Annotated in this window: 22 protein-coding genes; 12 read left to right on the forward strand and 10 right to left on the reverse strand. The window is 67.8% G+C overall.

Going from position 1 to position 25,990, the window contains the following annotated elements:
- Nucleotides 1-98 precede the first annotated feature (98 nt).
- From AC3QL3_RS19500 to AC3QL3_RS19510, 3 genes are all read right to left on the reverse strand, one after another.
- Nucleotides 99-851 carry a DUF2884 family protein gene (locus AC3QL3_RS19500; RefSeq protein ID WP_492895778.1) on the reverse strand — a complete coding sequence of 251 codons (753 nt, stop codon included), beginning with the start codon at nucleotides 849-851 and terminating at the stop codon, nucleotides 99-101.
- Between the two features lie 71 nt (nucleotides 852-922).
- Nucleotides 923-1,768, reverse strand: a complete 846-nt coding sequence (locus AC3QL3_RS19505; protein WP_492895779.1) for an SDR family oxidoreductase — start codon at nucleotides 1,766-1,768, stop codon at nucleotides 923-925.
- Nucleotides 1,769-1,771: 3 nt separating this feature from the next.
- Nucleotides 1,772-2,320 carry a hypothetical protein gene (locus tag AC3QL3_RS19510; protein WP_492895780.1) on the reverse strand — a complete coding sequence of 183 codons (549 nt, stop codon included), beginning with the start codon at nucleotides 2,318-2,320 and terminating at the stop codon, nucleotides 1,772-1,774.
- Between the two features lie 171 nt (nucleotides 2,321-2,491).
- On the opposite strand from AC3QL3_RS19510, the gene AC3QL3_RS19515 reads away from it, so the two are divergent.
- The 8 genes from AC3QL3_RS19515 (at nucleotide 2,492) to AC3QL3_RS19550 (ending at nucleotide 9,582) form a co-directional block, all read left to right on the forward strand.
- Nucleotides 2,492-3,304, forward strand: a complete 813-nt coding sequence (locus AC3QL3_RS19515) for a hypothetical protein (protein WP_492895781.1) — start codon at nucleotides 2,492-2,494, stop codon at nucleotides 3,302-3,304.
- An 8-nt stretch (nucleotides 3,305-3,312) separates the two neighbouring features.
- Nucleotides 3,313-3,825, forward strand: coding sequence for an RNA polymerase sigma factor (locus AC3QL3_RS19520; RefSeq protein ID WP_492895782.1), 513 nt, complete (start codon nucleotides 3,313-3,315; stop codon nucleotides 3,823-3,825).
- On the forward strand, nucleotides 3,822-4,151 hold the full coding sequence (locus AC3QL3_RS19525; RefSeq protein ID WP_492895783.1) for a hypothetical protein: 330 nt from the start codon (nucleotides 3,822-3,824) through the stop codon (nucleotides 4,149-4,151). The genes AC3QL3_RS19520 and AC3QL3_RS19525 overlap by 4 nt, the downstream gene beginning before the upstream one ends.
- Before the next feature lie 92 nt (nucleotides 4,152-4,243).
- Nucleotides 4,244-4,558 carry a hypothetical protein gene (locus AC3QL3_RS19530; protein ID WP_492895784.1) on the forward strand — a complete coding sequence of 105 codons (315 nt, stop codon included), beginning with the start codon at nucleotides 4,244-4,246 and terminating at the stop codon, nucleotides 4,556-4,558.
- Between the two features lie 51 nt (nucleotides 4,559-4,609).
- A complete protein-coding gene (locus tag AC3QL3_RS19535) occupies nucleotides 4,610-7,102 on the forward strand; it encodes a choice-of-anchor B family protein (protein WP_492895785.1) in 2,493 nt (830 codons plus the stop codon).
- Nucleotides 7,103-7,367: 265 nt separating this feature from the next.
- Nucleotides 7,368-8,561 (forward strand): Kelch repeat-containing protein, encoded by a 1,194-nt coding sequence (locus tag AC3QL3_RS19540; RefSeq protein ID WP_492895786.1) that lies wholly within the window; start codon nucleotides 7,368-7,370, stop codon nucleotides 8,559-8,561.
- Between the two features lie 86 nt (nucleotides 8,562-8,647).
- Nucleotides 8,648-8,992 carry a glutaredoxin family protein gene (locus AC3QL3_RS19545; protein ID WP_492895787.1) on the forward strand — a complete coding sequence of 115 codons (345 nt, stop codon included), beginning with the start codon at nucleotides 8,648-8,650 and terminating at the stop codon, nucleotides 8,990-8,992.
- Between the two features lie 83 nt (nucleotides 8,993-9,075).
- Nucleotides 9,076-9,582: a DUF4920 domain-containing protein gene (locus AC3QL3_RS19550; RefSeq protein WP_492895788.1), complete on the forward strand. Its 507-nt coding sequence runs from the start codon at nucleotides 9,076-9,078 to the stop codon at nucleotides 9,580-9,582.
- A 91-nt stretch (nucleotides 9,583-9,673) separates the two neighbouring features.
- Here AC3QL3_RS19550 and AC3QL3_RS19555 read toward each other — a convergent pair whose 3' ends face one another.
- The 5 genes from AC3QL3_RS19555 to AC3QL3_RS19575 all read right to left on the reverse strand — a co-directional run bounded on the left by AC3QL3_RS19555 (nucleotide 9,674) and on the right by AC3QL3_RS19575 (nucleotide 15,315).
- Nucleotides 9,674-10,234, reverse strand: coding sequence for a hypothetical protein (locus AC3QL3_RS19555; protein ID WP_492895789.1), 561 nt, complete (start codon nucleotides 10,232-10,234; stop codon nucleotides 9,674-9,676).
- A gap of 83 nt (nucleotides 10,235-10,317) precedes the next feature.
- Nucleotides 10,318-11,286 (reverse strand): tetratricopeptide repeat protein, encoded by a 969-nt coding sequence (locus AC3QL3_RS19560; RefSeq protein WP_492895790.1) that lies wholly within the window; start codon nucleotides 11,284-11,286, stop codon nucleotides 10,318-10,320.
- A 77-nt stretch (nucleotides 11,287-11,363) separates the two neighbouring features.
- Nucleotides 11,364-13,160, reverse strand: coding sequence for a dihydrolipoyl dehydrogenase (lpdA, locus tag AC3QL3_RS19565; protein ID WP_492895791.1), 1,797 nt, complete (start codon nucleotides 13,158-13,160; stop codon nucleotides 11,364-11,366).
- A gap of 47 nt (nucleotides 13,161-13,207) precedes the next feature.
- Nucleotides 13,208-13,900 carry an aspartate/glutamate racemase family protein gene (locus AC3QL3_RS19570; RefSeq protein WP_492895792.1) on the reverse strand — a complete coding sequence of 231 codons (693 nt, stop codon included), beginning with the start codon at nucleotides 13,898-13,900 and terminating at the stop codon, nucleotides 13,208-13,210.
- A 2-nt stretch (nucleotides 13,901-13,902) separates the two neighbouring features.
- A complete protein-coding gene (locus AC3QL3_RS19575) occupies nucleotides 13,903-15,315 on the reverse strand; it encodes a dihydrolipoyllysine-residue acetyltransferase (RefSeq protein ID WP_492895793.1) in 1,413 nt (470 codons plus the stop codon).
- A 187-nt stretch (nucleotides 15,316-15,502) separates the two neighbouring features.
- Here AC3QL3_RS19575 and AC3QL3_RS19580 point away from each other — a divergent pair, with 187 nt between their 5' ends.
- From AC3QL3_RS19580 to AC3QL3_RS19595, 4 genes are all read left to right on the forward strand, one after another.
- Nucleotides 15,503-16,384: an ABC transporter ATP-binding protein gene (locus AC3QL3_RS19580; protein ID WP_492895794.1), complete on the forward strand. Its 882-nt coding sequence runs from the start codon at nucleotides 15,503-15,505 to the stop codon at nucleotides 16,382-16,384.
- Nucleotides 16,385-16,388: 4 nt separating this feature from the next.
- Nucleotides 16,389-19,985 (forward strand): ABC transporter permease/M1 family aminopeptidase, encoded by a 3,597-nt coding sequence (locus tag AC3QL3_RS19585; RefSeq protein WP_492895795.1) that lies wholly within the window; start codon nucleotides 16,389-16,391, stop codon nucleotides 19,983-19,985.
- 14 nt (nucleotides 19,986-19,999) lie between these two features.
- Complete coding sequence (locus AC3QL3_RS19590) at nucleotides 20,000-21,322, forward strand: Xaa-Pro dipeptidase (RefSeq protein ID WP_492895796.1); 1,323 nt, start codon at nucleotides 20,000-20,002, stop codon at nucleotides 21,320-21,322.
- Nucleotides 21,323-21,511: 189 nt separating this feature from the next.
- On the forward strand, nucleotides 21,512-23,662 hold the full coding sequence (locus tag AC3QL3_RS19595) for a phosphocholine-specific phospholipase C (RefSeq protein ID WP_492895797.1): 2,151 nt from the start codon (nucleotides 21,512-21,514) through the stop codon (nucleotides 23,660-23,662).
- Between the two features lie 12 nt (nucleotides 23,663-23,674).
- Here AC3QL3_RS19595 and AC3QL3_RS19600 read toward each other — a convergent pair whose 3' ends face one another.
- Both AC3QL3_RS19600 and AC3QL3_RS19605 read right to left on the reverse strand, forming a co-directional pair.
- Complete coding sequence (locus tag AC3QL3_RS19600; RefSeq protein ID WP_492895798.1) at nucleotides 23,675-24,526, reverse strand: mechanosensitive ion channel family protein; 852 nt, start codon at nucleotides 24,524-24,526, stop codon at nucleotides 23,675-23,677.
- A 30-nt stretch (nucleotides 24,527-24,556) separates the two neighbouring features.
- Nucleotides 24,557-25,978 carry a S41 family peptidase gene (locus AC3QL3_RS19605; protein WP_492895799.1) on the reverse strand — a complete coding sequence of 474 codons (1,422 nt, stop codon included), beginning with the start codon at nucleotides 25,976-25,978 and terminating at the stop codon, nucleotides 24,557-24,559.
- Between the last annotated feature and the right edge of the window lie 12 nt (nucleotides 25,979-25,990).

The following is a 25,990-nucleotide window of genomic DNA, read 5'->3' on the forward strand; positions in this document are numbered from 1 at the left end:
TTTCGATGGCGGCTTGGAGAGTCGCAGCATCTTAGGTCGGCCAAACGAGCGTTGGCAACGCTGCACTGCGGCGAAGGGCGCTTTCGAGCGAGAGATTCTCAGCGTTTGCCGGCGATCTCCACCAGATCGAGCGCGCGTCCGTTCTCGCCGCGCAGCCCGTGCTGCAGTTCCTGCAGGTGCCGGATCGACGGGCACAGCGCCGCGATACGCGGCCGCAGCGCCTGCATCCGGCGCTCCAGACGCGGGCGCAGATCGGCGGCGAGCGCGGCGGCGCGATCGCGCAGCGCGGCGGCCGCTTCGAGATCGCCGAGGGCGACTGCGGCGAACGCCTGGGTGGCGAGATCGTCGGCTATCAGCGGCTGGATGTCGGCGACGACCTCGCCGATCCAGCGTTCGAACGCTTCGTCGTGCCATTCGCGCGTGCTGGTGCTGGCCGCGATGCGCTGCTTCAGTTCGGCGCTGCGCGCGGCCAGCTTGGCGTCGAGCTGGCGCACGGTCGGCACGCTGAGCCGCAAGCTCGCTGCTTCGGCTCGCAGCGCCTGCACGCCGAGGTCGACGCCGTCTTGCGCCACCGCCTTGGCTTTCGGCACCAGCGCGCGCAACTCGTGCTCGAACAGCGCGACGCGGTCGACTTGCTCGGCGTTCAAACGCAACGGCGCGCCGTCGACCTCGAGCTTGCCGTTGCCGAGCTCGATCCGGCGCGGCACCGGCGTTGCGCGCTCGAAACGCAGGCGATCGGGCGTCACGGTCAAGTCGTAGCTGCTGCTGGCGCGACAGGTATCGGCCAGATCTTGCGCCTGCGCGGCGCCGACGCCGGCCACGCCGAGCAGCAGCCAAGCCGAGAGGCGCATGGGAATCGTTCGAACCATCACCGCGCAGGAATAGCCGGGGCGGCGCGAATCGGCGCTGAATCGCGCGCGCCTCACTCCTGCCCCCACACGCTCGCATCGACGCGGAACGCACGCGGTGCCCAGCCGAAATCGCTGCGCGCGGCGCTGTCGTCGGCGATCAGGTCGCTGCCGAGCCGCTCGATCGCGGCCGCCGGCGCCCACCCCACCCGCGCCAGGCCGCGCGCCAGCGCGAGCGGAATGGGCAGCGGCAGGCAGAACAGCGGCAGCGCGCCGCGTACGCGTTCGAGCATCGCCTCGAAGCTCAATCGCTCGCCGCCGCCGAGCGCATAGGTTTGGCCGGCGCAGCGCGCGCTGCCGAAGGCGGCGAGGCAGGCCGCGGCGAGATCGTCGGCATGCACCGGCTGGCGCAGCCCGTGCGCACCGAGTAGGCGCGGAAACACGCGCCAGCGCAATGCGAAGCGAGCGATCGGGGTCAGGCTGCGATCCACGCCAGCGCCGTAGATCAGGGTCGGGCGCAGCAGCGTCCAGGTGCCGCCGCGGCGCGTCGCCGTCGCCGCAAGCGTGTGTTCGGCCAGCCGCAGGCGTTCGACCAGCTCGCGTTCGGCGGCGTCGGGCGAGTCGCGCTTGCTGTCGATGCTCATCGAACCGAGCGCGACGACGCGCGCGACGCCTTCGAGCGGCGCGCGCTCGAACCAGCGTGTGAACGCATCCAGCGGACCCAAGCTGAAAATCGCCGCCGGTGTTGACGGCAGCGGTACCTCGCGTTCGAGGTCGCCGACGATCCATTGCAGGCGCGGCGTCGGGCTCGAACGCGGCCGACGGCTCAGCGCGACCACGCCGTAGCCGGCATCGAGCAGCCGCGGCAGCAGGAAGCGGCCGACCGCGCCGCTGGCGCCGGCGACCAGGACAGTCCGCACGCGCTAGCTCGCCGTGGTGGCGAGCGGCAATTCGGTCTGCTGCGCCGCGGCGCCGGCCAGTTCGCGCAGCGCACGCAGATCGTTGGTAGCGGCGGCGAGCGGATCGCCGCCGCGGTGCATCGGATGCTGCTCCATCGCCGTGCGCGCCTCGAACAGGCCGCGGCGCGCGCCCTCGACGTGCGTCACCAGCTCGTCGAGGCTGGCCTTGTCGGCCCCGAAGATGAGTTCGACCGGCTGCAGGCAGTACTGCACGGCGCCGTCGAAGCGGCGCACGCGTTCGCGATAATCGACCAGTTCCGCGCGCGCAGCGTCGAGATCGCTGCGCAGCGCCTCCAGCACGGCGCGCTGGCGCGCGCTCTCGGTGCTCGCGTCCTGGCGCGCGAATTCGGCCGCCTGCGACTGCTCGGTCTGCGCCGCATCGCGCTGGTTCTCGGCGTCGATCTTGGCGTAGAGCAGTTGCGTGCCGTGCGCGCGTTCGGCGCGCAACGCTCGGTGCAGGCCGAGTGCGGCGCCGAGTGCGAGTACGGCGACTATCCATCCGATCCACAGCATGTTCGTACTCCGCTCGCCGCGCGTGGACGCCGCGACCTTGGCCGCAGGATAGACCGGCGCCGGCGCGCGCGCCAAGGCGCCCCATCGCATACTCCGTCCCGGCGGCAGTGAAGAATCGGCGCGCTCGCGTGTATTTCCTGGCAGGTCCCGCGTCCCTGAAGGAGCATTGCGATGAATCGATATGGCCTGATCCTGATCCTCGCCGCCGGTTTGCTCGGCGGCTGCAGCGGCGGTGCCGATTCCGGCACGCCCGCCGCGCCCAAGCTCGAAATGCGCGTTTACGACGTGCCGCCGGAGCAAACCGAAACGCTGAGCCGCACCTTGAACACGGTTTTCGCCGGGGAAGACAAGAACACCTTCGGCAAGGTGTCGAGCGCGGCGCCGGGGCGCCTGGTGGTGCTGGCGCCGGCCAATCTGCACGGCAGCATCGAAGCCAGCCTGCGCGCACTGACCAAGGCTCAAGCGTCGACGCCGCAGAATTCCGCACCCGCCAAGGTCGACGGACCGCTGCGGCTGTCGTTCTGGAGCGTCGATGCGGTGCCCGAGAACGGCAACGACGATCCGGCGCTGGCGGCGCTGACGCCGGCGCTGGAGGAAGCGCGCAAGCAGCTGGGCATCGTGCATTTCGAGCTGCGCGATCACGTCAGCGGCGTGTCCAGCCTCGATTTGCCGGTGCTGCGCAGCTGGCGCGGGGTCGGCACGCATCAGGCCGCGGCCACGCCGGTGCGCAACCTCAGCTACACCTTGAAGAACGGCTCGCCCGGCCTCTTGCTCAATCTCGACTTCCAGGAGCAGGTGCCAGTGGCGCAGACGGTGAACGGGGTGACCAATGTGAACTACGTCGCCACTGGCGCCAATTCGACCACCTCGATCCTGCTCGGCCAGACCCTGGTCATCACGCAGAATCCGGTGCCCGACAGCGACGGCACGGCGACGATTACGCGGCTGTATCTCGTGCGCGTCGATCCGGTCACCGCGTCCTAAGGCGACCCATGGCGCTCGGCGAAGGAGAGCTGTACGCCTGTTACCAGCGGCTCGAAAAACCGCTCTACAACGTGTTGTACCGATGGCTGTGGCAGACGCAGGATTGCCAGGACCTGATCCACGACGCGTTCCTGCGCGTGTGGGATCGGCGCGCGCAGATCGACGCTGCGCGCGTCGATGCGCTGGTCTGGACGACCGCGCTCAACCTCGCGCGCAACCGTCTTCGCTGGCAGGCGCTGTGGCGCCGCGGCGAACTCGATCCGCTGGCGGCGGCCGGCGACGACCCGGCGGCGGAAGCTGCGTTGGGGTGGGAACTGCGCCGGCTGCGCAGCGCGCTGGAGCGGTTGCCGCGTGCGCTGCGCGAGGTGCTCTCGCTGGCCGAGTTCGGCGGGCTCAGCGGGCAGGAAATCGCGGCTGTACTCGGCATTCCGGCCGGCACCGTCGCTTCGCGCCGCTACCACGCGCTGGCGCGTTTGCGCGCCGACATGCAGCACCCCGGATTGGAAGGAGAATCGCGATGACCGACACGCCCTTGTGGCAACGCCAGCTGCAGCCGCCGACCGGCGGCCTCGCGCGCCTGATGCGCGGCGTCGAGGCGCGCCGCGCGCGGCCGCCGCATGCGCGGCGCGGCCTGATGCTGGCCGGCGCCGTCGCGGCGACGATGGCGGCGTTCGGCCTGGTGCACTATCAGCGCGCGGCGCCGCAACGATCGTTCGAACGTCATTTTCAGGAAGCGCTGGCGGCGGAATGGCGCGAGCGCGGCATCGCGCGCGAGCTGCCGAGCACGCGTGCCGACGTGCGCATCGTGGTGCTCGCGCCGAGCACGCCGGCGGACGGCGGCAGATAACCTCGATCGAACGCGGTGCATGCGAAGATGTCCGGCCTGTCGATGTTTCTGGGGAAGCGTCGGCGGGCCTTGGCCGACCCACGGAGAGTTCCATGATCGCTCGCATCTGGCGCGGTATCACCCTGGCGGAGAAGGCCGATGCGTACATCGCCTATCTCAACGAAACCGGCCTCAGGGATTATGCGAAGACGGCCGGCAACCGCGGCGTCACCGTGCTGCGCCGCCTGCAGGGCGAGCATTGCGAGATCGTGCTGATCTCGATGTGGGAATCGATGGCGGCGGTGCGCGCGTTCGCCGGCGAAAACCCGGAACGCTCGGTGTACTACCCCGAAGACGAAGACTACCTGCTCGAGATGGAACCCCTGGTGCGCCACTACGAGGTCGCCGACCAGATCGTGCCGGCCTGAAGCTACACTAGCGCGCCGGCACAGGTCCGGCTTGCGATGGGGAGATCGCGAATGTCGTTGCCTCGCGTATGCACGCTCGCCGTGCTGTTGCCGTTCGTCGCCGGCCTGGCCGCAGCGGCGCCTTCTTCTCCCTCGAGCGTACCGTTGGCGCCGATGCACGCGACGCCTTGCGTCGACGGCATGGCCGGCATCTACCCGTGCTCGAACATCGACCTGCTCGCGTTCGAACCGCTGAGCCAGTTCGACGCCGACAGCACCAACAGCCTGTGGGGCTGGACCGACGCGCAAAGCGGCATCGAATACGCGCTGATCGGCGCCGACAACGGCACCGCGTTCTTCGATCTTTCCACCCCCGACCATCCGCGCTATCTCGGCAAGCTGCCCACCCACGCCGGTACCGGCAGTTCGCTCTGGCGCGACGTGCGCGTATACGCCGACCACGCCTACGTCATCAGCGACGCCAATCCCGGCCACGGCTTGCAGGTGTTCGACCTGACCCGTCTGCGCGGCGTGGTCGCGCCGCAGACCTTCAGCGAAGACGGCCACTACGACGCGTTCGGCAGCAGCCACACGATCTCGATCAACGAGCAGACCGGCTTCGCGATGATCGCCGGTGCCGACATCCATTGCGGCAACGATCCGACCAAAGGCGGCCTGCAGATCCTCGACTTGAGCGTGCCGGCGACGCCGACCTACGCCGGCTGCGTGCCCAACGGCGGCTACACGCACGAATCGCAATGCTGGATCTATGCCGGCCCCGACACGGCGCACGCCGGCCGTGAGATCTGCTTCAACTCGAACGGCCCGAGCCGGCGCATCGCGATCGTCGACGTGACCGACAAGAGCGCGCCGGTCACGCTGTCCTCGACCACCTACGACGGCGCCTCCTACCCGCATCAGGGCTGGCTGAGCGACGACCATCGTTATCTGCTGGTCGACGACGAGCTCGACGAGACGCAGCCGGCGTCGGGGCATGCCGGGCACACCGCCTGGACCTACGTCTGGGACGTGTCCGACCTCGACGCACCGGTACTGGTCGGACACCACGACAGTGGCCTCAGCGTGATCGACCACAACCTGTACGTGCACGGCCAGTACGTCTACCAGTCCAACTACGAAGCCGGCGTGCGCATCCTGCGCATCGACAATCTCTCCAATGCGCAGCTGAGCGAAGTCGCCTACTTCGACACCTACCCCACCAGCAACAGCGCCGCCTTCAATGGCACCTGGAACAACTACCGCTTTCCGGCCAGCGGCAACGTCATCGCGACCGGCATCGAAGAAGGCTTCTTCGTGCTGCAGCCGCATCTGTGCACGCCGCCGGCCGCGCCCAGCGGTTTGGTCGCGACGCCGAACGGCGACGGCCGCATCGATCTCGCTTGGAACTCGGCGGCGAGCGGCGCGCACTATCGCGTCGAGCGCGCGCAGGGCGGCTGCAACGGCAGCTTCCAGACGATCGCCGACGCGCTCGCCGCAGCAACCTATTCCGACACCGCCGCCTCCGGCAGCGTGACCTACGGCTATCGCGTACTCGCCGCCGACGACAGCGGCCAATGCGTCTCCAATGCGTCCGCCTGCGTCGAGGCGCAGACCAGCGGCGCCTGCACCGCACCGCCGCTGTTCGCCGGGATTACCGCGGCGAGCAACGGCGCCACTGCGGATTGCCGCATCGCGCTGACATGGAAGAGCGCGCAGCCGGCCTGCGGCGGCCCGGCGAGCTATGCCGTGCATCGCGGCAATACGGCCGATTTCACGCCGGCGGCATCCAACCGCATCGCACAAGGCGTACTCGCGCTCGACTATCTCGACACCGGTGCGCCGTCCGGCGTGCCGCAGTACTACCTGGTGCGCTCGACCGACGACAGCAACAGCGCCGCCGACGGCAATCTGGTGCGTCTGGGCGCAACCGCGACCGGTACCGACGTCGATGGCACCTTCGCGTCCGGCGCCGAACCGGGCGATCCGCAGTTCGAAGCCGAATCCACCAGCCCCGGCCTGTCGCGCAGCGGCGATCACATCCTGCACGCCGGCTGGCATCCGTCCACCGCGCGCGTGCACGGCGGCACCCAGAGTTTCTGGTCAACCAGCGAGAACAATCTCTGCGTGACCCTGGTCACGCCGCCGCTGCGGCTGACCGCAGGCCAAACCTCGACGCTGTCGTTCTGGAGCGCCTGGGACGTCGAAGCGGGTTACGACGGCGGCGTGCTCGAAGCCTCGATCGACGCCGGTGCGAACTGGACCCGGCTGACCCCGCAAGGCGGCTACCCCGGCACCATCACGCACGGCGGCACGCTGTGCGGCGTGGCCGAAGGCAGCGGTGCGTTCAGCGGGCTCGGCCGCCTCGACTGGTCGCAGCAGCAGGTCGATTTGTCCGCCTACGCCGGCGAAGAAATCCGCCTGCGCTGGCTGTATCGCTCCGACCCGGGCAGCAACGGCGAAGGCTGGTTCGTCGACGACATCGCGCTGACCCACGCGCAGGTGCCGGGGCAATGCCGGCCCAGCGGCGATCGCATTTTCGCGAACGGTTTCGACGCGGCGCCGTAGTCGAGAGTGAGGGTTTGCGCGGGCGCGCAAAGCGCCCGCGTGCGTCGCTTCCGCAACTCGGACGCGACCCGCCTCGCGTAGCCGCAACGCAGTAGCGAGCGCATCGCGTAGCGATCGAGAACGGTCGATCGCCGGCTATGGCCGAGCGAGCGATGTCGGGCGATAACGACACCGACATCGAAATCGCATTCGCTCATAGGCGAAACGGAACGCTGCGGCGGCGGCGCTGCCGCACAATCGCGGTCATCCCCTGTCCGGAGGCGTTATGCCCAAGCCCGTTTCGTCGTTCGCCTCGGCCGCGCCGCGGCTCTTCTTTTGCGGGCTGCTCGCGCTCGCGCCGCTCGGCGCGGCCGCCGAATTCAGCGTGACCGGCACGATGATCGCGCCGCGCACCAGCCCGACCGCGACCACTCTGCTCGACGGCCGCGTCCTCATTACCGGTGGCAGCGTACGCACGCTGCTGCAGGCCGCCTCGGCCAGCGCCGAGCTGTTCGATCCGGCCAGCGGCCAGTTCGTCGCCACCGGCGCGATGACGGTGCCGCGCTGGGATCACGCCGCAACCCTGTTGCACGACGGCCGCGTGCTGATCGTCGGCGGCAGTTCCGGCGCCGACGACAACGGCATCAGCCTCACGCAGGCGAATGGCGAGATTTACGATCCGCTGACGGGCCGCTTCAGTGCGGTCGCCAGCGCGATCGAAGTCGGCGGCGAACGCACCACGGCGACGACCCTGGCCGACGGCCGCGCGCTCATCGTCAGCGGCTGGATCCAGGGTCAGGGCACGGTCGCGCGCGCGCAGCTGTTCGATCCGGTCGACAACAGTTTCAGCGCGACCGGCGCGCCGCATTCCGGCCGCATCGTGCACACCGCGACCCTGCTCGCCGACGGCCGCGTGCTGATCGCCGGCGGCACCAGCTCGGCCGCCGGCCTGCTCGACAGCGCCGAGCTGTACGACCCGGTCAGCGGCAGCTTTTCGCAGCTCACGGCGGTGATGTCGACGCCGCGCGAGCGGCATGCGGCGGCGCGCTTGAACGACGGCCGCGTGCTGATCGGGGGCGGCTATGGGCCGGGCGATCGGCTGACGACGAGCGAGTGGTTCGATCCGCTCACCGGCACGTTCACGCTGTCGGGCGCGACGATGGCGCTGCCGCGAGTGGACTTCAACCTGCTCACGCTGACGGACGGCAAAGTGTTCGCGCTCGGCAGCAACAACTGGGGCGTCGCGGCCGGCACGGCCGAGCTGTACGACCCCGTCGGCGACGCGTTCAGCCCGATCGAGCCGGGTCCGGCGACCGAACGCGACGGCGCGCGCACTGCCCTGCTCGCCGACGGCCGCGTGTTGATCGCCGCCGGCGTCGACCTGCGCAGCGAGAACGCGGACTTGGTCACTTACGGCGAAATCTATGCGCCGGCCGGAACCGATACCGTGTTCGCCGACGGATTCGAGCCGCAGCCTTGAGCAGGGCTGGGCACGAGTGGAACTATCGACGATCCGCATGCTCTCACCTCAAGCCGCGACGGGCGGCTCGGACGAGGGAGAGCGATATGGCCGCACGCAGGCTGCGTAGCGCGATGCTGGCGTTGATAGTGGTGGGGCTCGCCGCCGTTTCATCCGCGCCGGTAGTGGCGGCGCCGAAACCGACCGCCGCGGCGCCGGCGATCGTCATGTACACCACCCAGACTTGCGGCTATTGCGCCAAGGCGCGCCAGTATCTGAAGGCACGCGGCCTCAGCTGGGACGAGCGCGACATCGAGAGATCGGCGCAGGCGCAGCGCGAATGGAAGACGCTCGGCGGCGCCGGCACGCCGCTGATCCTGGTCGGCGAGGAGAAGGTCAACGGCTTCAATCAACCCCGCCTCGAAGCCTTGCTGGCAAAACACGGCAAGTAAACGGCCGTAGCGGATCGCGAGCACCGGCGACGCCGCGCTCGCATTCGGTGAATAATCGCGCATCGCCCGACCGGAGCCTCGCCATGCGTATCGCACTCGCGCTGTCCCTGCTGCTCGCTGCCCCGGCTTGGGCGCACGAGCCCGCTGCCATCGAACAAGGTCGCGACCATCATCAAGCGCCGGCCGCGGCCGCAGCGGTGCAGAAGACCGCCGACGGCGCGGTCTACGGCGCACCGATTGCACAGGCCGCACCGAGCGCGATCCGTCTCGACGAAGTGGTGGCGAAACCCGACGCCGCCATCGGCAAGAGCGGCGCCTACAGCGGCCGCATCACCCAGGTCTGCCAGAAGCAAGGCTGCTGGCTGGTGCTCAGCGCCGACAACGGCGACTTCGCACGCGTGTTCATGCACGACCACCGTTTCAGCGTGCCCAAGGACGCGCGCGGCGAAGCGATCGTCTACGGCACCGTGAGCGAGAAGAAGCTCACGGCCGAAGAAGTCGCGCATCTGAAGAAAGACGGCGCCGCGGCGCCGGCGGCGCGCGAGTTGCAGATCGATGCGACGTCGGTGGTGATTCGCGAGGCGGGTTGAGCGCTTGCAGTGACATCCATCGAAGCTCGAACACCCGACTGACGGCAAACGCGGCGCACTGAGACCAGAAGTCCCGCGACGCTTGTGCCCGCTAGTCCGATTCGGCTTTCGAAGGATGAGGAAGCGGCTTTCCGCACTCACCTCGTTGCTGTTTCTCAAACAAGAGATCGGGCCAACCAGTACACGGATCGACGGGCTTGTGATCCCGTAGATAGCTTCTTACTGCGTCCAACGTGCGCCGTGCGGGCGTTTCACTGTCCCGGCGCGGATCGAATGCACCGAACCTCGTCGTTGCCGAACACGTAGAAACGGGTGCCACGGTTCCTCGTGGGCTCGTCACGACCAAGTAGTGGAGTCCAGGCATCAAGGGAATGCCGCAATCGGCGCCGCCATAGCCGCTGGACAGCTCCTTGATCGCTGCTGCGTCTCCTTTGAATGCCTCGACGAGTTCAAACGTCGCGCGTACCGGCCCGGCCTCAAGTTCGTAAGGTCGTCTCAGACTTTCGTCATCGGACCGGGTTTGCATCACTCGCACCAACATCACCACGCCAGCTTGGTCGAGATCCTCTTCGAACGGCCTGCTGACGCAAGTACATGCCAACACACCGTCGGCCAGGAGGGAGAACAAAATCGCGACGAAGATCTGTTTCATTTCGGCTCCGCCTCGGTATGTACGCGCCTGCAACCCACGCCTCGACTGATCTCGACGTCACCTGGGTTCGTGGAGCGAGCGCTTCACTGGCGCGGAGACTGCAACTGCTCAAGCCGCCGCTTGGCATCCTTCGCCGTCTCGTCGCTGCGGTCGCTCGACGGCAGTGCGAGGTACTCGCGCAAGGCGGCGGTCGCCGCCGCAGCGTCGCCCTTGGTCTGCAAGGCGACGCCGAGACGGTATTGCGCGCCGCGCTGCGGATCGAGTTCGACGGCGCGGCGCAGCGCCTCGATCGCCGCATCGACCTGTCCGGTCTCCAGCTCACTGCGGCCGTAGCCGAGACAGATGCTGGCGTCGTCGGGGAACCGTTCGCGGCCGCGCCGGAACGTCTCCAGCGCCTTCGCCGGCTGCTTCGCCTGCAGCTGCCGGAAGCCGAGCCCGGTCAGCGCCTCGCGATAGCCGTCGGCGAGATCGGCGGCCGTGAACGCGTCCGGCGCCAGCAGCACCGCGCTGACACGATCGAGTTCGTCGTTCTGCATCTGGATACTGCTGCGCAGCAGCGGTCCGGCGTCCGGTCGCAAAGCCTCGAACGACGTCGTATTGCGCTCCGCCTTATCGGCGCTGCCACCGACGATACCGGGCGCCATCAGATAGAACTGGTTGAGGTCGTAGCGCGCGGTGAAATTTCGCGGATCGAGCTCGACCGCCTTTTCGAGTTCATCGCGCGCGCGCCCGACGTACTTCATGCCCTTGAGCATGCCGCCGGACGCGGCGATCGCGCCGTAGGTCTCGCCCAGCGCGAGATGGCACAACGCCGATTGCGGAATGCGCTCCAGGCAGGGCATGAGTGCCTCGGCGAGCCGTTCCAGCTCGGCGGCGCCCTTGGCGGTTTCCAAACCGGCTCGCGACAGCAGCCAATACGCCTGTTCGTCCTTGGCATCGGCAGCGAGGCGCTGCTCGGCGAGCTTGCGCACCTCGTCGTAGCGCTTGGCGCGCAGGAGCCGGTCCGCGTCGCCTTCGGCCGCCAGCGCCACGACCGTTGTCGCTGCGAACAAAGCGGCGACCGCGGAGCGGACGATTCGAACCGTTCCGGCGTGCTTCCGTCCGCATCCCCGCTCGTGCATGACCGGCCTCATCTCTTCTTCGGTATGTACAGATCGGTAATTGTACCCTCGTACACTTCAGCGGCCATGCCGACCGACTCGCTCAGAGTCGGATGCGGATGGATGGTGAGCCCGATGTCGGCCGCTTCGGCGCCCATCTCGATCGCGAGCCCGGCTTCGGCGATCAGATCGCCGGCATTCGGCGCGACGATGCCTGCTCCGATGATGCGGTGCGTGGCCTCGTCGAACAGCAGCTTGGTGAAGCCCTCGGTGCGGCCGATGCCGACCGCGCGGCCGGAAGCGGCGTGCGGGAACTTGCCGACGCCGTACTTGACGCCCTGCTTCTTCGCTTCGGTTTCGGTCAAGCCGACCCAGGCGATCTCGGGATCGGTGTAGGCCACCGACGGAATCACGCGCGCGACGAATTCGCTCTTCTGCCCGGCCGCGACTTCGGCCGCGACCTTGCCTTCGTGAGTCGCCTTGTGCGCCAGCATCGGCTGGCCGACCAGATCGCCGATCGCGAAGATGTGCGGCACGTTGGTGCGCATCTGCTTGTCGACCGCGATGAAGCCGCGCTCGGTCACGTTCACGCCGGCCTTGTCGGCGTCGATCTTGCCGCCGTTGGGCGTGCGGCCGATCGCGACCAGCACGCGGTCGTAGAGCTGCGGCTCGGGCGCCTTCTCGCCTTCGAACGTCGCCTTGAGGCCATTCTTCTCGGCTTCGATCTTCGCCACCTTCACCTTCAAGTGAATACCGGCGTAGCGCTTGGACAAGCGCTGCTGCAGCGGACGCACCAGATCGGCGTCGGCGCCCGGCATCAGCTGGTCCATCAATTCGACCACGGTGACCGCGCTGCCGAGCGCGTCGTACACGCAGGCCATCTCGAGACCGATGATGCCACCGCCGACCACCAGCAGTTTCTTGGGGATGTCGCCGAGCAGGAGCGCATCGGTCGAATCCATCATGCGCGCATCGTCCCACGGGAAGCCGGGCAGCTTCACCGCTTGCGAACCGGCCGCGATGATCGCTTTCTCGAAGCGCACGAGCTTGGCACCGTCCGCGGTCTGCACTTCGATCTCGTGCGGCGACACGAACTTGCCGACGCCCTGCACGACGGTGACCTTGCGCTGCTTGGACATGCCGGCGAGGCCGGTATTCATCTGCGCGACGACTTTGTCTTTGTACTTGCGCAGCTTGTCGAGATCGATCTTCGGCGGCTCGAACGCGATGCCGATGTCGGCCGCGTGCGAGGCTTCGTCGATCACGCGCGCGGCGTGCAGGAGCGCCTTCGATGGAATGCAGCCGACGTTGAGGCAGACGCCGCCGAGCGGCGCGTAGCGCTCGATCAGCACGGTGTTCTGGCCGAGATCGGCAGCGCGGAACGCGGCGGTGTAGCCACCGGGACCGGAGCCGAGCACGGCCACCTGGCATTCGATGTCGGCCTTGCGGCCCGATTCGGCGGAGGCTTTCGGCGCCGCCTCGCCCGCTTTCCCACCTGCGGGAGCGGGCTGGGGTGAGGGTTCTTTTTGCGCAGCCGCTGCCGGCTTTGCCTCGGCCGCCGGCGCGGCCGGCGGCGCGGCTGCGGCATCGGCCGCCTCGATCACCGCCACTACCGCGCCTTCCGACACCGAGTCGTTGAGCTTGACGCGCAATTCCTTGACCATGCCGGCGGCGCTCGAGGGCACCTCCATCGTCGCCTTGTCCGACTCCAGCGTGACCAGGCCCTGATCCTTGGCGACGGTGTCGCCGACCTTGACCAGAATTTCGATGACCGGCACGTCGGTGTAGTTGCCGATGTCGGGAACTTTGACTTCAACCGTGGCCACGGGAGACTCCTTGAAATGGATGGTGCGCGAGGAAGGAACGCCCGGCCTCAGGCCGCGAGCGCCCAATCGGCTGCGTGTTCTGCATGGATGGTGGTGGTGTCGAACAATGGAACGGCGCTGTCACTTGCATCGACGAGCAGACCGATCTCGGTGCAACCGAGGATCACCGCCTCGGCGCCGCCGGCGACCAGGTCGGCGATCACGGCGCGGTAGGCTGCGCGCGATTCCGGCAGGCAGCGGCCCTGGCACAGCTCCTCGTAAATCACGCGATGTACGAGGTCGCGCTGGTCGGCGCCGGGCACCCGCACGTCGAGCCCGTGCTGCGCGAGGCGTCCGCGATAGAAATCCTGCTCCATCGTGAAGCGCGTACCGAGCAGGCCGACTTTGGTGATTCCCGCGGCGCCAATGCGCTCGGCAGTGGCGTCGGCGATGTGTAGCACGGGAATTTGCAGTTCCGGCTCGATCTGCGGCAGCACGCGATGCATCGTGTTCGTGCAGATCACCAGCGCCTGCGCACCGGCACGCTGCAATGCCAGCGACGCTTCTGCGAGCAGGCGACCAGCGGCTTCCCAATCGCCGCGATGCTGCAAGGCTTCGATCGCGGCGAAATCGACGCTGTAGAGCACCAGCTCGGCCGAATGCAGTCCGCCGCGCCGTTCGCGCACGCGCTCGTTGATCTGACGGTAGTAGGGAACCGTCGATTCCCAACTCATGCCGCCGAGCAGGCCGAGCACGCGCATGATCACAACAATACGCGTCGCATATCGGCCAGCACCTGGCCGAGGAACGCGGTGAAGCGCGCGGCCGAGGCGCCGTCGATGACGCGATGGTCGTAGCTCAGGCTGAGCGGCAGGATCAGACGCGGCTGGAACGCCTTGCCGTCCCATACCGGCTTGGTGGCGGACTTCGACACGCCGAGGATCGCGACTTCCGGCGCGTTGACGATCGGCGTGAACGCGGTGCCGCCGATGCCGCCGAGACTGGAGATCGAGAAGCAGCCGCCGGACATGTCGGCCGGGCTGAGCTTGCCGTCGCGCGCCTTCTTCGCCAGCTCGCCGGTTTCCTGCGCGATCTCGATCACGCCCTTCTTGTCCGCATCGCGCAGCACCGGCACGACCAGACCGTTGGGCGTGTCGGCGGCGAAGCCGACGTGGAAGTATTTCTTCAGGATCAGGTTCTCGCCGGCGGCGTCGAGCGAGGCGTTGAAGTCCGGATACTTCTTCAGCGCGGCGACCACCGCCTTGATCAGGAAGGCAAGCATGGTCAGCTTGATGCCGGCCTTCTCGTTCTCCTTGTTGAGCTGCACGCGCAGCGCTTCCAGCTCGGTGACGTCGGCATCGTCGTGCTGCGTCACGTGCGGAATCATGACCCAGTTGCGCGCGAGGTTGGCGCCGGAAATCTTCTTGATCTTCGACAGCGGCTTGGCTTCGACCGCGCCGAACTTGGCGAAGTCCACGTTCGGCCACGGCAACAGGTTCAGCCCGCCGCCGAGCGGTGCCGCAGCCGCCGCGCGCGGCGCACCGCCGCCGGCCAGCGCGGCCTTGACGTAGTTCTGCACGTCTTCGCGCGTGATGCGGCCCTTGCGTTCGCTGCCCTTGACCTCGGCCAAGTTCACACCGAGCTCGCGCGCGAACACGCGCACGGCCGGGCTGGCGTAGGGCACCTTGTCCGGCAGTACGGTGCTGGCGTCGAACGGCACCGGCGGCGTGCGCGGACCGGCGGCCTCGGGGTCGAGGCCCGAAGAAGCGTCGGCGATCGCCGGCGCCGGCGCTGCGGCAGGCGCTGGCTTCGGAGCTGCGGCCGCGTCTCCGGCGCTTGCCGGAGCGGGCGACGGCGAGGATTCTTTCGGCCTGGCTGGCTTCGCCTCGGCCGCAGGCGCTGGCGCTGGCGGCGCCGCAGCCGGAGAGGAAGCCGCGGCGGCTTCGATCAGCGCGACCACCGCGCCTTCCGACACCTCGTCGCCGACCTTGACCTTGACCTCCTTGACCACGCCGTCGAACGGCGCCGGCACTTCCATCGTCGCCTTGTCCGACTCGAGCGTGACCAGGCCTTGATCCTTGCTGACCGTGTCGCCGGCCTTGACCAGCACTTCGATGACCGGAACGTTCGTGTAGTTGCCGATGTCGGGCACCCGGGCTTCGTTGGTCGTGCTCATGAACGTCCTCGTGCTGATTGGAGCGACGCCCCGCGCCGCCTCGAAGACCTACGAGGATAACGCAACGCGCGCGGATTCGATCCGCGAACGCACATCGCGGCGTGACTTGCGGCGGATGCGGTCCATACGGGCGTCGATGGTAGCGTGCGTGACACATCCGACCGCCCGCTTCCTCGAGGTAACGCCCGTGCTCGCGATCCGCGACTTGTCCAAAACCTATGCCAACGGCGTGCAGGCGCTCAAGCAGGTTTCGCTCGACATCCCCACCGGCATGTTCGGATTGCTCGGACCCAACGGCGCCGGCAAGTCGTCGCTGATGCGCACCATCGCGACCCTGCAGGATCCCGACAGCGGCACGATCGCGCTCGACGGCCACGATCTTCTGGCCGACAAACCCGCAGCGCGGCGCCTGCTCGGCTATCTGCCGCAGGAATTCGGTGTCTATCCGCGCGTCGCGGCGGAAACCATGCTCGACCACTTCGCGGTGTTGAAAGGACTGGTCGTGCGCGGCGAACGCAAGGCGGTGGTCGAATCGCTGCTGCGCCAAGTCAACTTGTGGGAAGTGCGCAAGCAGAAGCTCGGCACCTTCTCCGGCGGCATGCGCCAGCGCTTCGGCATCGCGCAGGCCTTGCTCGGCGATCCGAAGCTGATCATCGTCGACGAACCGACCGCCGGCCTCGACCCCGAAGAACGCAACCGCTTCCTCAACCTGCTCGCCGAGATCGGCGAGAAAGTGGTGGTGATCCTCTCCACCCACATCGTCGAAGACGTGACCGATCTGTGTCCGCGCATGGCGATCATCGCGCAAGGGCAGGTGCTGCTGTCCGGCCGCCCGGGCGACACCATCGCCGCGCTGAGCGGGCGCGTCTGGCGGCGGGAAGTCGCCAAGGGCGCGCTGGAGGAATACCGCCAACGCCAGGTGGTGCTGTCCACGCGGCTGGTCGGCGGCCGCACCATCGTGCACGTGCTGGCCGACGCGCGGCCCGAAGCGGGCTTCGAAGAAGTCGCGCCCGATCTCGAAGACGTCTACTTCGGCGAGTTGCGCCGTCACGCTGCGCGCGCGGGGTAACCCCATGTTCCTCGAAATTCTTCGTTTCGAGCTGCGCCAGCAGCTGAAGAGCCCGCTGTTCTGGATGGTCGCCTTCGCGCTCGGCGCGATCGCGTTCGCCGCGGCCGGCTCGGACTCGGTCCAGATCGGCGGCGGCATCGGCAACGTGCATCGCAACGCACCGCTGGTGGTGACGCAGTGGCTGACCTACTTCACCTTGTTCGGCCTGTTCCTGATTCCGCTGTTCGTCGCCGGCGCCGCGCTGCGCGACTTCGAGGCCGGCACGGCGGAGCTGTTCTTCGCCACACCGATGCCGCGCTCGGCCTATCTGGGCGGCCGTTTCCTCGCCGGTTATCTGGCCGCGACCGGCGTGCTGGCGGTGGTGGCGCTCGGCTTGTGCCTGGGCGCGTGGATGCCGTGGGTCGATCCGGAACGGCTCGGGCCGACGCAGTTGTCGACGTATCTCTACGCGTTCGCCGTGTTCGTGCTGCCGGGCTTGTTCTTCCTGTCGGCCTTCCTGTTCCTGCTCGCCACGCTGACGCGCTCGATGCTGGCGACCTACATCGGCGTGATCGCGTTCTTCGTGCTGTGGCAGATCGCGATGATCGCGCTCGGCAATCTCGAACACCGCACGATCGGTGCGCTGATCGATCCGTTCGGCCTCGGCGCGGTCGATCTCGCCACGCGCTATTGGTCGGCGCAGGAACGCAATACGCGCCTGCCGGAACTGGCCGGCGTGCTGCTGGCGAATCGTGCGATCTGGACCGCGATTGCGGCCGCCTTGCTCGGCGCCGCCTTCGTCTGGTTCCGCACCGATCGCGCCGGCACGCGCGCGGGGCGGCGGCGCAAACGCGCGGAGGCGCCCGCAGTAGCCGTGGCGCCGGCCGGCGTGCACGCACGGCCGATCGCGCAGGCGCGCACCGACGCCGCCGCGCGCTTCACGCAATGGCGCCAGCTGGCTTGGTTCGATACGCGCAGCGTGCTCGGCGGCGTCGCCTTCCTGGTCATGCTGGCGTTCGGCCTGGCCAACCTCGGCGCCTCGCTGGCGTTCTCCAACGAACTGTTCGGCACCCACGTCTATCCGGTCACGCATCTGATGACGCGCGCGATGGACGGCAGCTACAACTTTCTTTTGATCATCATCATCGCGTTCTACGCCGGCGAACTGGTCTGGCGCGAGCGCGGCCATCGCATCAGCGACGTCACCGACGCGTTCCCGCTGCCGGACTGGATTCCGTTGCTGTCCAAGCTGACCGCGCTGGCGGCCGTGATCGTCGCGTTCCTGCTCGCCGGCGCGATCGAATGCGTGGTCTACCAGCTCTGGCGCGGTGGCACCCCGATCGAGCCGGGCTTGTACCTGTCCTACATCGCGCTGAACACGCTCGGCTTCCTCTTGTTCGGCGCGCTCGCGCTGTTCCTGCAGGCGGTGTCGAACAACAAGTTCGTCGGCTATCTGCTGGTGGTGGTGTATTTCGTCATGCGCATCGCGCTCGGCCAGCTGCACTACGACCACCATCTGTACAACTACGGCACCGCGCCGGCCGCGCTGTATTCGGACATGAACGGCTACGGCCATTTCCTCGCCGGGCACCTGTGGTTCCGCGCCTACTGGACCTGCCTCGCGATCGCCTTGCTGGTGATCGCCGCGCTGTACTGGGCGCGCGGCACGGCGCAGGGATGGAAGGAGCGCACGCGCATCGCGCGCCAACGCCTGACGAAGCCGGCGACGGCGCTGCTCGCGGTGTCGCTAGTCGGCTTCGTCGTGCTCGGCGGCTGGATCTACTACAACACCAACGTGCTCAACCGCTACGTGCCCGGCGATCTGGCCAAGCAGCGGCGCGCCGACTACGAGAAAACCTATCGCCAGTATCTCGATCTGGCGCAGCCGAAGATCACCGACGTGCGCGCCGACGTCGACATCTATCCGCACGAGCGCCGCGTCGACGTGCGCGGTCACTACGTGCTGGCGAACAAGACCGGCCAGCCGATCACCGATCTGCATGTGCGCGTGCCGACGCAGATCACGCTCGCGGCGGTCGATTTCGCGCCGCACGAGGTGGTCAGCGACGACCGCACGCAGGGCTATACGATCTATCGGCTGAAGCAGCCTCTGGCGCCCGGCGCGACGATGGAGTTCGGCTTCACCTTGCAATACCGCAGCGAGGGTTTCCGCAACACACCCGACGACACCCGCGTGGTCGACAACGGCACCTTCCTCGACAGCAGCTCGCTGCCGCATTTCGGTTACGACGAGGGCGGCCAGCTCGAGGACCGCAACGACCGCCGCAAATACGGCCTGCCGCAATTGCCGCGCCTGCCCAAGATCGACGACGAAGCGGCGCGCCGCTTCAACCTGCTCGGCCGCGACGCCGACTGGGTCAACTTCGAAACCACCGTATCGACCGTGCCGGACCAGATCGCGCTGGCGCCCGGCTATCTCGAAAAGGAATGGACCGCGGACACGCCCGAACACGGACCGCGCCGCTACTTCCACTACAAGATGGATCAGCCGATCCTGGGCTTCTTCTCGTTCCAATCGGCGCGCTACGAAGTGCGGCGCGATCGCTGGAACGACGTCGCGGTCGAGGTCTACTACGACCCCAAGCACGCCTACAACGTCGAGCGCATGGTCGATGCGACGAAGAAATCGCTCGATCATTTCAGCAAGGCCTACACGCCGTTCCAGTTCCGCCAGATGCGTATCCTGGAATTTCCCGGCTACGAGACCTTCGCGCAGAGCTTCGCCAACACGGTGCCGTTTTCCGAATCGATCGGCTTCATCGCCGACCTGCGCGATCCCGACGACATCGACTACGTGTTCTACGTGACCGCGCACGAAGTGGCGCATCAGTGGTGGGCGCACCAAGTCATCGGCGCCTACGTGCAGGGCGTGACGATGCTGGACGAAACCTTCGCGCAGTACTCGGCTCTGATGGTGCAGGAGAAAGAATACGGCGCGCCGCAGATGCGCAAATTCCTCAAGTACGAACTGGACCGCTACCTCAGCAGCCGCGGCGGCGACGTGGTCGAGGAAGCGCCACTCGGCTTGGTCGAGAACCAGCCGTACATCCACTACCGCAAGGGTTCGGTGGTCATGTACGCGTTGAAGGACTATTTGGGCGAGGATTTGGTCGATCGCGTGCTCGCGCGCTACGCCCGCGAGAAAGCCTTCCAACAACCGCCCTACACCACCACGCGCGAATTCCTCGGCGAACTGCGCGAAGCGGCCGGGCCGTCTGCGGCGCTGCTGATCGACGACTTGTTCGATCGCATCACCGTGCACGACAACCGCATCGTCGAAGCGGTGGCGAAAAAGCGCGCCGACGGCAAGTACGACCTGACCTTGTCCGTGCACGCCGGCAAGGTCTACAGCGACGGCGTCGGCAAGGAAACCGCGGCCGTATCGGATCAGCCGATCGAGGTGGGCGTGTTCGCCGAGGCGCCGGACGGCAAGGAAGCGCACCAGAAAGTGCTGCTGCTGGAGAAACGCCGCATCGCCGACGGCGACAGCACGCTGACCGTGACCGTCGACGAGCTGCCCTACGAAGCGGGCATCGATCCCTACAACAAGCTGATCGACCGCGTTTCCGACGACAATCGCAAGCGCGTGACCCTGCAATGATCGAGAGGACAGCGATGACCGCCCGAACCAAGACCCTGTTCCTGCTGCTGGCTGCCGCGCTCGCGATGCCGGCCGTCGCCGCCACGCCGGCGGCGCCGCCGCCGCGCATCGCATTGACCGCGGCGCGTCTGCTCGCACCCGAACAGGGCAAGGTGATCGAGCATCCGCTGATCTTGATCGAAGGCGAACGCATCCAGGAAGTGCGCAGCGGCGGTGCGGTACCCGACGGTTACACGCCGATCGATCTCGGCGCGGCGACCCTCCTGCCCGGCCTGATCGACGCCCACGTGCATCTGGGCGGCGATCCGACGCTGTCGTCGGGCAACTATTACGAGGACCTGCTCAAGCGCGGCGCGATCGACGATGCGGTGACCGCGCACCTATTCGCCAAGCGCACGCTCGACGCCGGCTTCACCACCGTGCGCAACCTCGGTTCGGGCGCCTACATCGACGTCGCTCTGCGCAACGCGATCGACGCCGGCCGCATCGAAGGTCCGCGCATCCTCGCCGCGAGCCTGGCCATCGGCGCCACCGGCGGCCACGTCGACGACACCACCGGCTTCGCGCCGAACATCGAGTTTCACGGCCCCAGCGGCATCGCCGACGGCGTCGACGCGGCGCGCGCGCGGGTACGCGAGAACGTCAAGCGCGGTGCCGACGTGATCAAGTTCATGGCCGGCGCCGGCGTGCTCAGCGCGGAAGAATCGGTCGGCGCGCCGCAGTACTCGCAAGAGGAAATGAATGCGATCGTCGACGAAGCGCACCGCTGGGGTCGCAAGGTCGCCGCGCACGCGCACGGCGCCGACGCGATCAAGATGGCGATCAAGGCCGGGGTCGACTCGGTCGAGCATTGCAGCCTGATCGACGAGGAAGGCCTCAAGCTGGCCAAGCAGCACGGCACCTGGCTGGTGTTCGACGTCTACAACGACGACTACATCCTGGCCGAATACGCGCGCCTCGGTTTTCCGGCCACGATGGTCGAGAAGGAGAAGAAAGTCGGCCGCCTGCAGCGCGAGAGCTTCCGCCGCGCGGTGAAAGCCGGCGAGAAGCTCGCCTTCGGCACCGACGCCGGCGTCTATCCGCACGGCTGGAACGGCAAGCAGTTCGCCAAGATGGTCGAGTGGGGCATGACCCCGATGCAGGCGATCCAGGCGGCGACGACGAATGCGGCCGACCTGCTCGGCCGCGCCGATCGCCTCGGCGCGATCAAGCCGGGCTACTACGCCGACTTGGTTGCGGTCACGGGCGATCCGCTCGCCGACGTGGCTGTGCTCGAACGTGTCGGCTTCGTCATGAAAGGCGGCGCGGTGGTCAAGAACGAGTTCGCGCGCAAGTAGCCTCGCTTCTCCCGGCTCCAGAAAACAATTCCGTCACCTCTCCCGCAGCGGGAGAGGGAGAACAGCCTCGTCATCGAACTGTTACCGAGCTGCACACGAACCGTCACGCGCGGTTCGCCGCAGCGTCATCGCATCTGACCAATCTGCGCGCGCTCGATCCGGCCCCCTACGGATCGTACGGAGCGCACCATGCAGTCCCAGAGTCGTCGCGATTTCCTGCGTCTGGCCGCAGCCTCGGTCGGCAGCGCCGCTGCCGTCAGCATGCTGCCGGGCGTGATCCGCAAAGCGCTCGCTTTGCCGGCCAACAACCTCACCGGCACCATTCGCGACATCGAGCACATCGTGGTTCTGATGCAGGAGAACCGCTCGTTCGACCACTATTTCGGCAGCCTGCGCGGCGTGCGCGGCTTCGGCGATCCGCGCACCATCAGCCTGCCCGGCGGCAATCCGGTATGGCAGCAGCCCAACGGCTTCGGCCACGTGCTGCCGTTCCGTCCGGTCGCCGGCGATCTCGGCCTGCAGTACATGGAAGGCACGCCGCACAACTGGCCCGATTCGCACGGCGCCTGGAATCGCGGCGTCTACGACGAATGGATCGCGCACAAGGGCACCACCACGATGGCCTACTTCACGCGCGAGGACATTCCGTTCCACTACGCGCTGGCCGACGCGTTCACCGTCTGCGACGCCTACCACTGCTCCCTGCTCGGCGCGACCGATCCGAACCGCTATCACATGTGGACCGGCTGGGTCGGCAACGACGGCGCCAACGGCGGTCCGGTGATCGACAACTCCGAACTCGGCTACGGCTGGAGCACCTATCCCGAGCGCCTGGAAGCGGCCGGCGTGTCGTGGAAGATCTATCAGGACATCGGCCACGGCCTCGACGCGGCCGGCTCCTGGGGCTGGACCAGCGACAGCGCCTTCATCGGCAACTACGGCGACAACTCGCTCTTGTACTTCAACCAGTACCGCAACGCGGCACCGGGCAGTGCGCTGTACGACAAGGCGCGCACCGGCACCGACGTGGTCAACGGTGACGACTACTTCGACATCCTGCGCGCCGACGTCGCCGCCGGCACGCTGCCGCAGGTGTCCTGGATCGTCGCGCCGGAAGCCTTCTCCGAGCACTCCAACTGGCCGGCCAACTACGGCGCCTGGTACGTCGCGCAGGTGCTCGACATCCTCACCTCCAATCCGGAGCTGTGGAGCAAGACCGCGCTGTTCATCACCTACGACGAGAACGACGGCTTCTTCGACCACGTGCCGCCGCCGTTCGCGCCGTGGTCGAGTTCGATCGGCCTGTCGACGGTCGATACGCGCGACGAGTTCTTCGCCGGCAACGCCACCTACGGCGCCAACCCCTACGGCCTCGGCAATCGCGTGCCGATGATCGTGGTGTCGCCGTGGACGCGCGGCGGCTGGGTCTGCTCGGAAACCTTCGACCACACCTCGCTGATCCGCTTCATCGAGACGCGTTTCGGTCCCGACTACCCCAACCTCACCGAGACCAACATCACGCCGTGGCGGCGCGCGGTCTGCGGCGACCTCACTTCGGCCTTCAACTTCACCAGTCCGAATGCCGATCTACCGACGCTGCCGCCGACCGCGGGCTACGAGCCGCCGGACCAGAACTACCACCCGAGCTTCAGCCCCTCGCCGCCGGCCGAGCAGAGCATGCCGACGCAGGAAGCGGGCGTGCGCCCGGCGCGCGCGCTGCCGTATACGTTCGACGTCAGCGGCCACATCGGCGACGGCGACGGCCGCTACTGGCTCGACTTCACCAATACCGGCAGCGCCGGCGCCGCCTTCCACGTCTACGCCGGCAATCGTTCGGACGGTCCGTGGACCTACACGACGGCCGCCGCGACCAACGTCTCGGATTATTGGAGCGCCGCCGCGGTCACGCGCAATCTGTACGCGCTGTCGGTGTTCGGCCCGAACGGGTTCTTGCGCGAATTCTTCGGCGACGTGCGCGACGCCGGCACCGACAACCGCGCCAATCCGCAGCTGACCACCAGCTACGACGAGGCCGGCGGTGCGCTGGTGCTGCATCTGACCAACCACGGCAGCGCCGACTGCGTGCTGACCTTGCGCGCGAACCACTACGCCGATCCGACCCCGCAGACGGTCTCCGTCGCCGCCGGCCAGACGGTCGAGGTCAACTGGCCGATCGCCGCGCACGCGAACTGGTACGACCTCGATCTCGAATCCGACCACGACGCCGGCTGGCGCCGCCGTCTGGGCGGCCACATCGAGAACGGCGCGCCGAGCACCAGCGATCCGGCCTTCGGCGCCGACGAAGTGCGCGATCGCGTATTCGCCGACGGCTTCGATTGACGCCCTACGACGTCAGCGCGGCTCGGCCGCGATCACCTCGCGCAACACGATGTCGCGCGAGGGTCGCGCCAACGCAAGGCCGTCGGCGTCGAAGCGCTGCTTGATCGCGCGCAAGAGATCGGACTGCACGCCGCCGTAGTCGGACGACTTGACCCACACGCGCAGCGCCAGCTGCACCGCCGATTCGGTCAGTTGCACCACGGCGACTTCGGTCGCCGGCTGCGTCATCACGCGCGCATCGGCGGCGGCCAGCGCACGCAAGGATTCGAGCGCGCGGCCGACGTCGGCGTCGTGCGCGAGGCCGATCGCCAGATCGACCCGGCGCGTGCCGCGCACGCTGACGTTGACGATGACGTCGCCGGCGACCTTCGCGTTCGGCAGGATCACTTCGCGGTTGTCCGCGGTCAAAAGAAAGGTCTGCATCAAGCTCACGTTCTGCACCACGCCGGCGACGCCGGCGACTTCGATCGAGTCGCCGACGCGGAACGGGCGAAACGCCATCAGCAGCACGCCCGCAGCCAGATTGGACAGCGAGCCCTGCAAGGCAAGACCGATCGCGAGGCCGGCGGCACCGAGCGCGGCGAGCAGAGAAGCGGTCGGCACGCCGGCGCGATCGAGCGCGCCGACGATGACCAGGGCGAGCAGCAGCACGAAGACGAGATTGCGCAGAAAACTGCCGAGTAAGGGATCGGCGCCGCCGCGCGCGAGCACGCGCTGCACGCCGGCCGACAGCCGCCGCGCCAGCCACCAGCCGAACAGCAGGATCAACAGCGCGATCAGCAGGCGTCCGCCCCAGGCGAACACGGCGCCGAACAGCGCGTGCGTGTCGAGCGAGTCGTAGAATTCACGCAGGCGGTCGTTCATCCCGTCATTGTATCGACTGTCGCGCTCGCTTCACGGCTGGCGGCGGCGGATCTCGGCGAGCAGATCGTTCAAGGCCTCGAGGTGACCTTCGTCGATTCGCTGCGGCCGGAACACCGTCAACGCGATCTCGGGTTCGAGTCCTTTGCCTTCGTAGCACTGCCCGTTCGAATCGAAATAGGTTTCGTTGGACAAGCCGAGCCGCCAGCCGTTGGGCAGCGTTTTTTCCAACACGTTGGAGAAGGCGCCGCGCGTCGTCGCACCGACCTGCTTCACCTGCGGCAACGAGCGCATCGACAGCACCAGGACTTCGGCCGCGCTGACGGTGAGATCGCTGGTGAGCAGGTAGACCGGCCCGGAGTAGCGCGGCGCGTCGGCTGGAATGAGATCGAAACGCTGCGTCGCCGCGCCGCGCGCCTGCTTGGCGTAGGCGGGCCACCGCTGCTCGGTGAACCGGCTCGCGACGAGACGGGCGGCGCCGTCCGATCCGCCCGGATTGACGGCGAGATCGAGGATCAAGGCGGGCGCTTCGTGCAGGTCGGCGATCGCGCGATCGAGCGCGGCGGCGAGCACGACCGCATCGTCGGCACGATCGCCCTCGCGACCGAAGTCCTGCATCGAACGCAGCGCCAGATAGCCGACCCCTTGCGCGGTCTTGCCCCAGAGCAGGTTGCCTTGCAGCTCCCAGCGCCCCTTGCCGCCGAGCAGCTCGGCTTGGATGCGTGCGAAGTCCGCGTCAGTCCAGGCGTGGTAGTAGGCCGTCGTCGTCGACACGCGCTGCTGCGCCTCGAAGCCGGGGCGCAGGGCGGCCAGCGTCGCCGTCTTGCCGAAACTGCGCCGGCGCACACGGCCACCGATCTCGGCGTGCAGGCTCAGATGCGGATCGACGATGCCGGCAAGCGCTTCCTGCAGAACATCGAACAAGCCGTTTTCGTCTGCTGCCGCGAGTGCGAGCGGCCGCAGGCGCTCGCTGCGCGGCCGCCAATCGACGCCGCGCTGCTGGCACAACGCATAGTGCTGTTCCATCGTTGCCGACAGGGCATCGAAGACGGTGACCGCATCCGCCATCGTGTCTTCCTGGCAAGCCGGCGGCAAATGTTCGAGACGATCGGCACGAATCTCGGTGCCGTCGGCCGCGTTCACGAACGCGACCGTGTTACCGCCTTCCTCGAGGCGAAAGCCGGACATCTCGCCGGCGAGGGCGGCGGAAGCGGCGGGGTCGCGCCAGCACCTCGCTGCGGCCTCGTCGTAGACCTCGACCAACTGCGGACCGACGTTCAGCACGTAGCCGTAGCCGCGCGAGCGCCAGACGCCGCGCAGCCGCGCAGCCGGACTGCCGTGTTCGAGCAGCGCGGTGAAGCCGTCCGCCGACGGCGTCGGACAGACGCTCCGGCCGCAACCGGCGAAACACGATCCCAGCAACGGCAGCAGCAGCAGCAAGAACCGACGCGACATGAACGAGCTCCA

This window comes from Dokdonella sp. GW821-FHT11D02 (assembly GCF_058808595.1).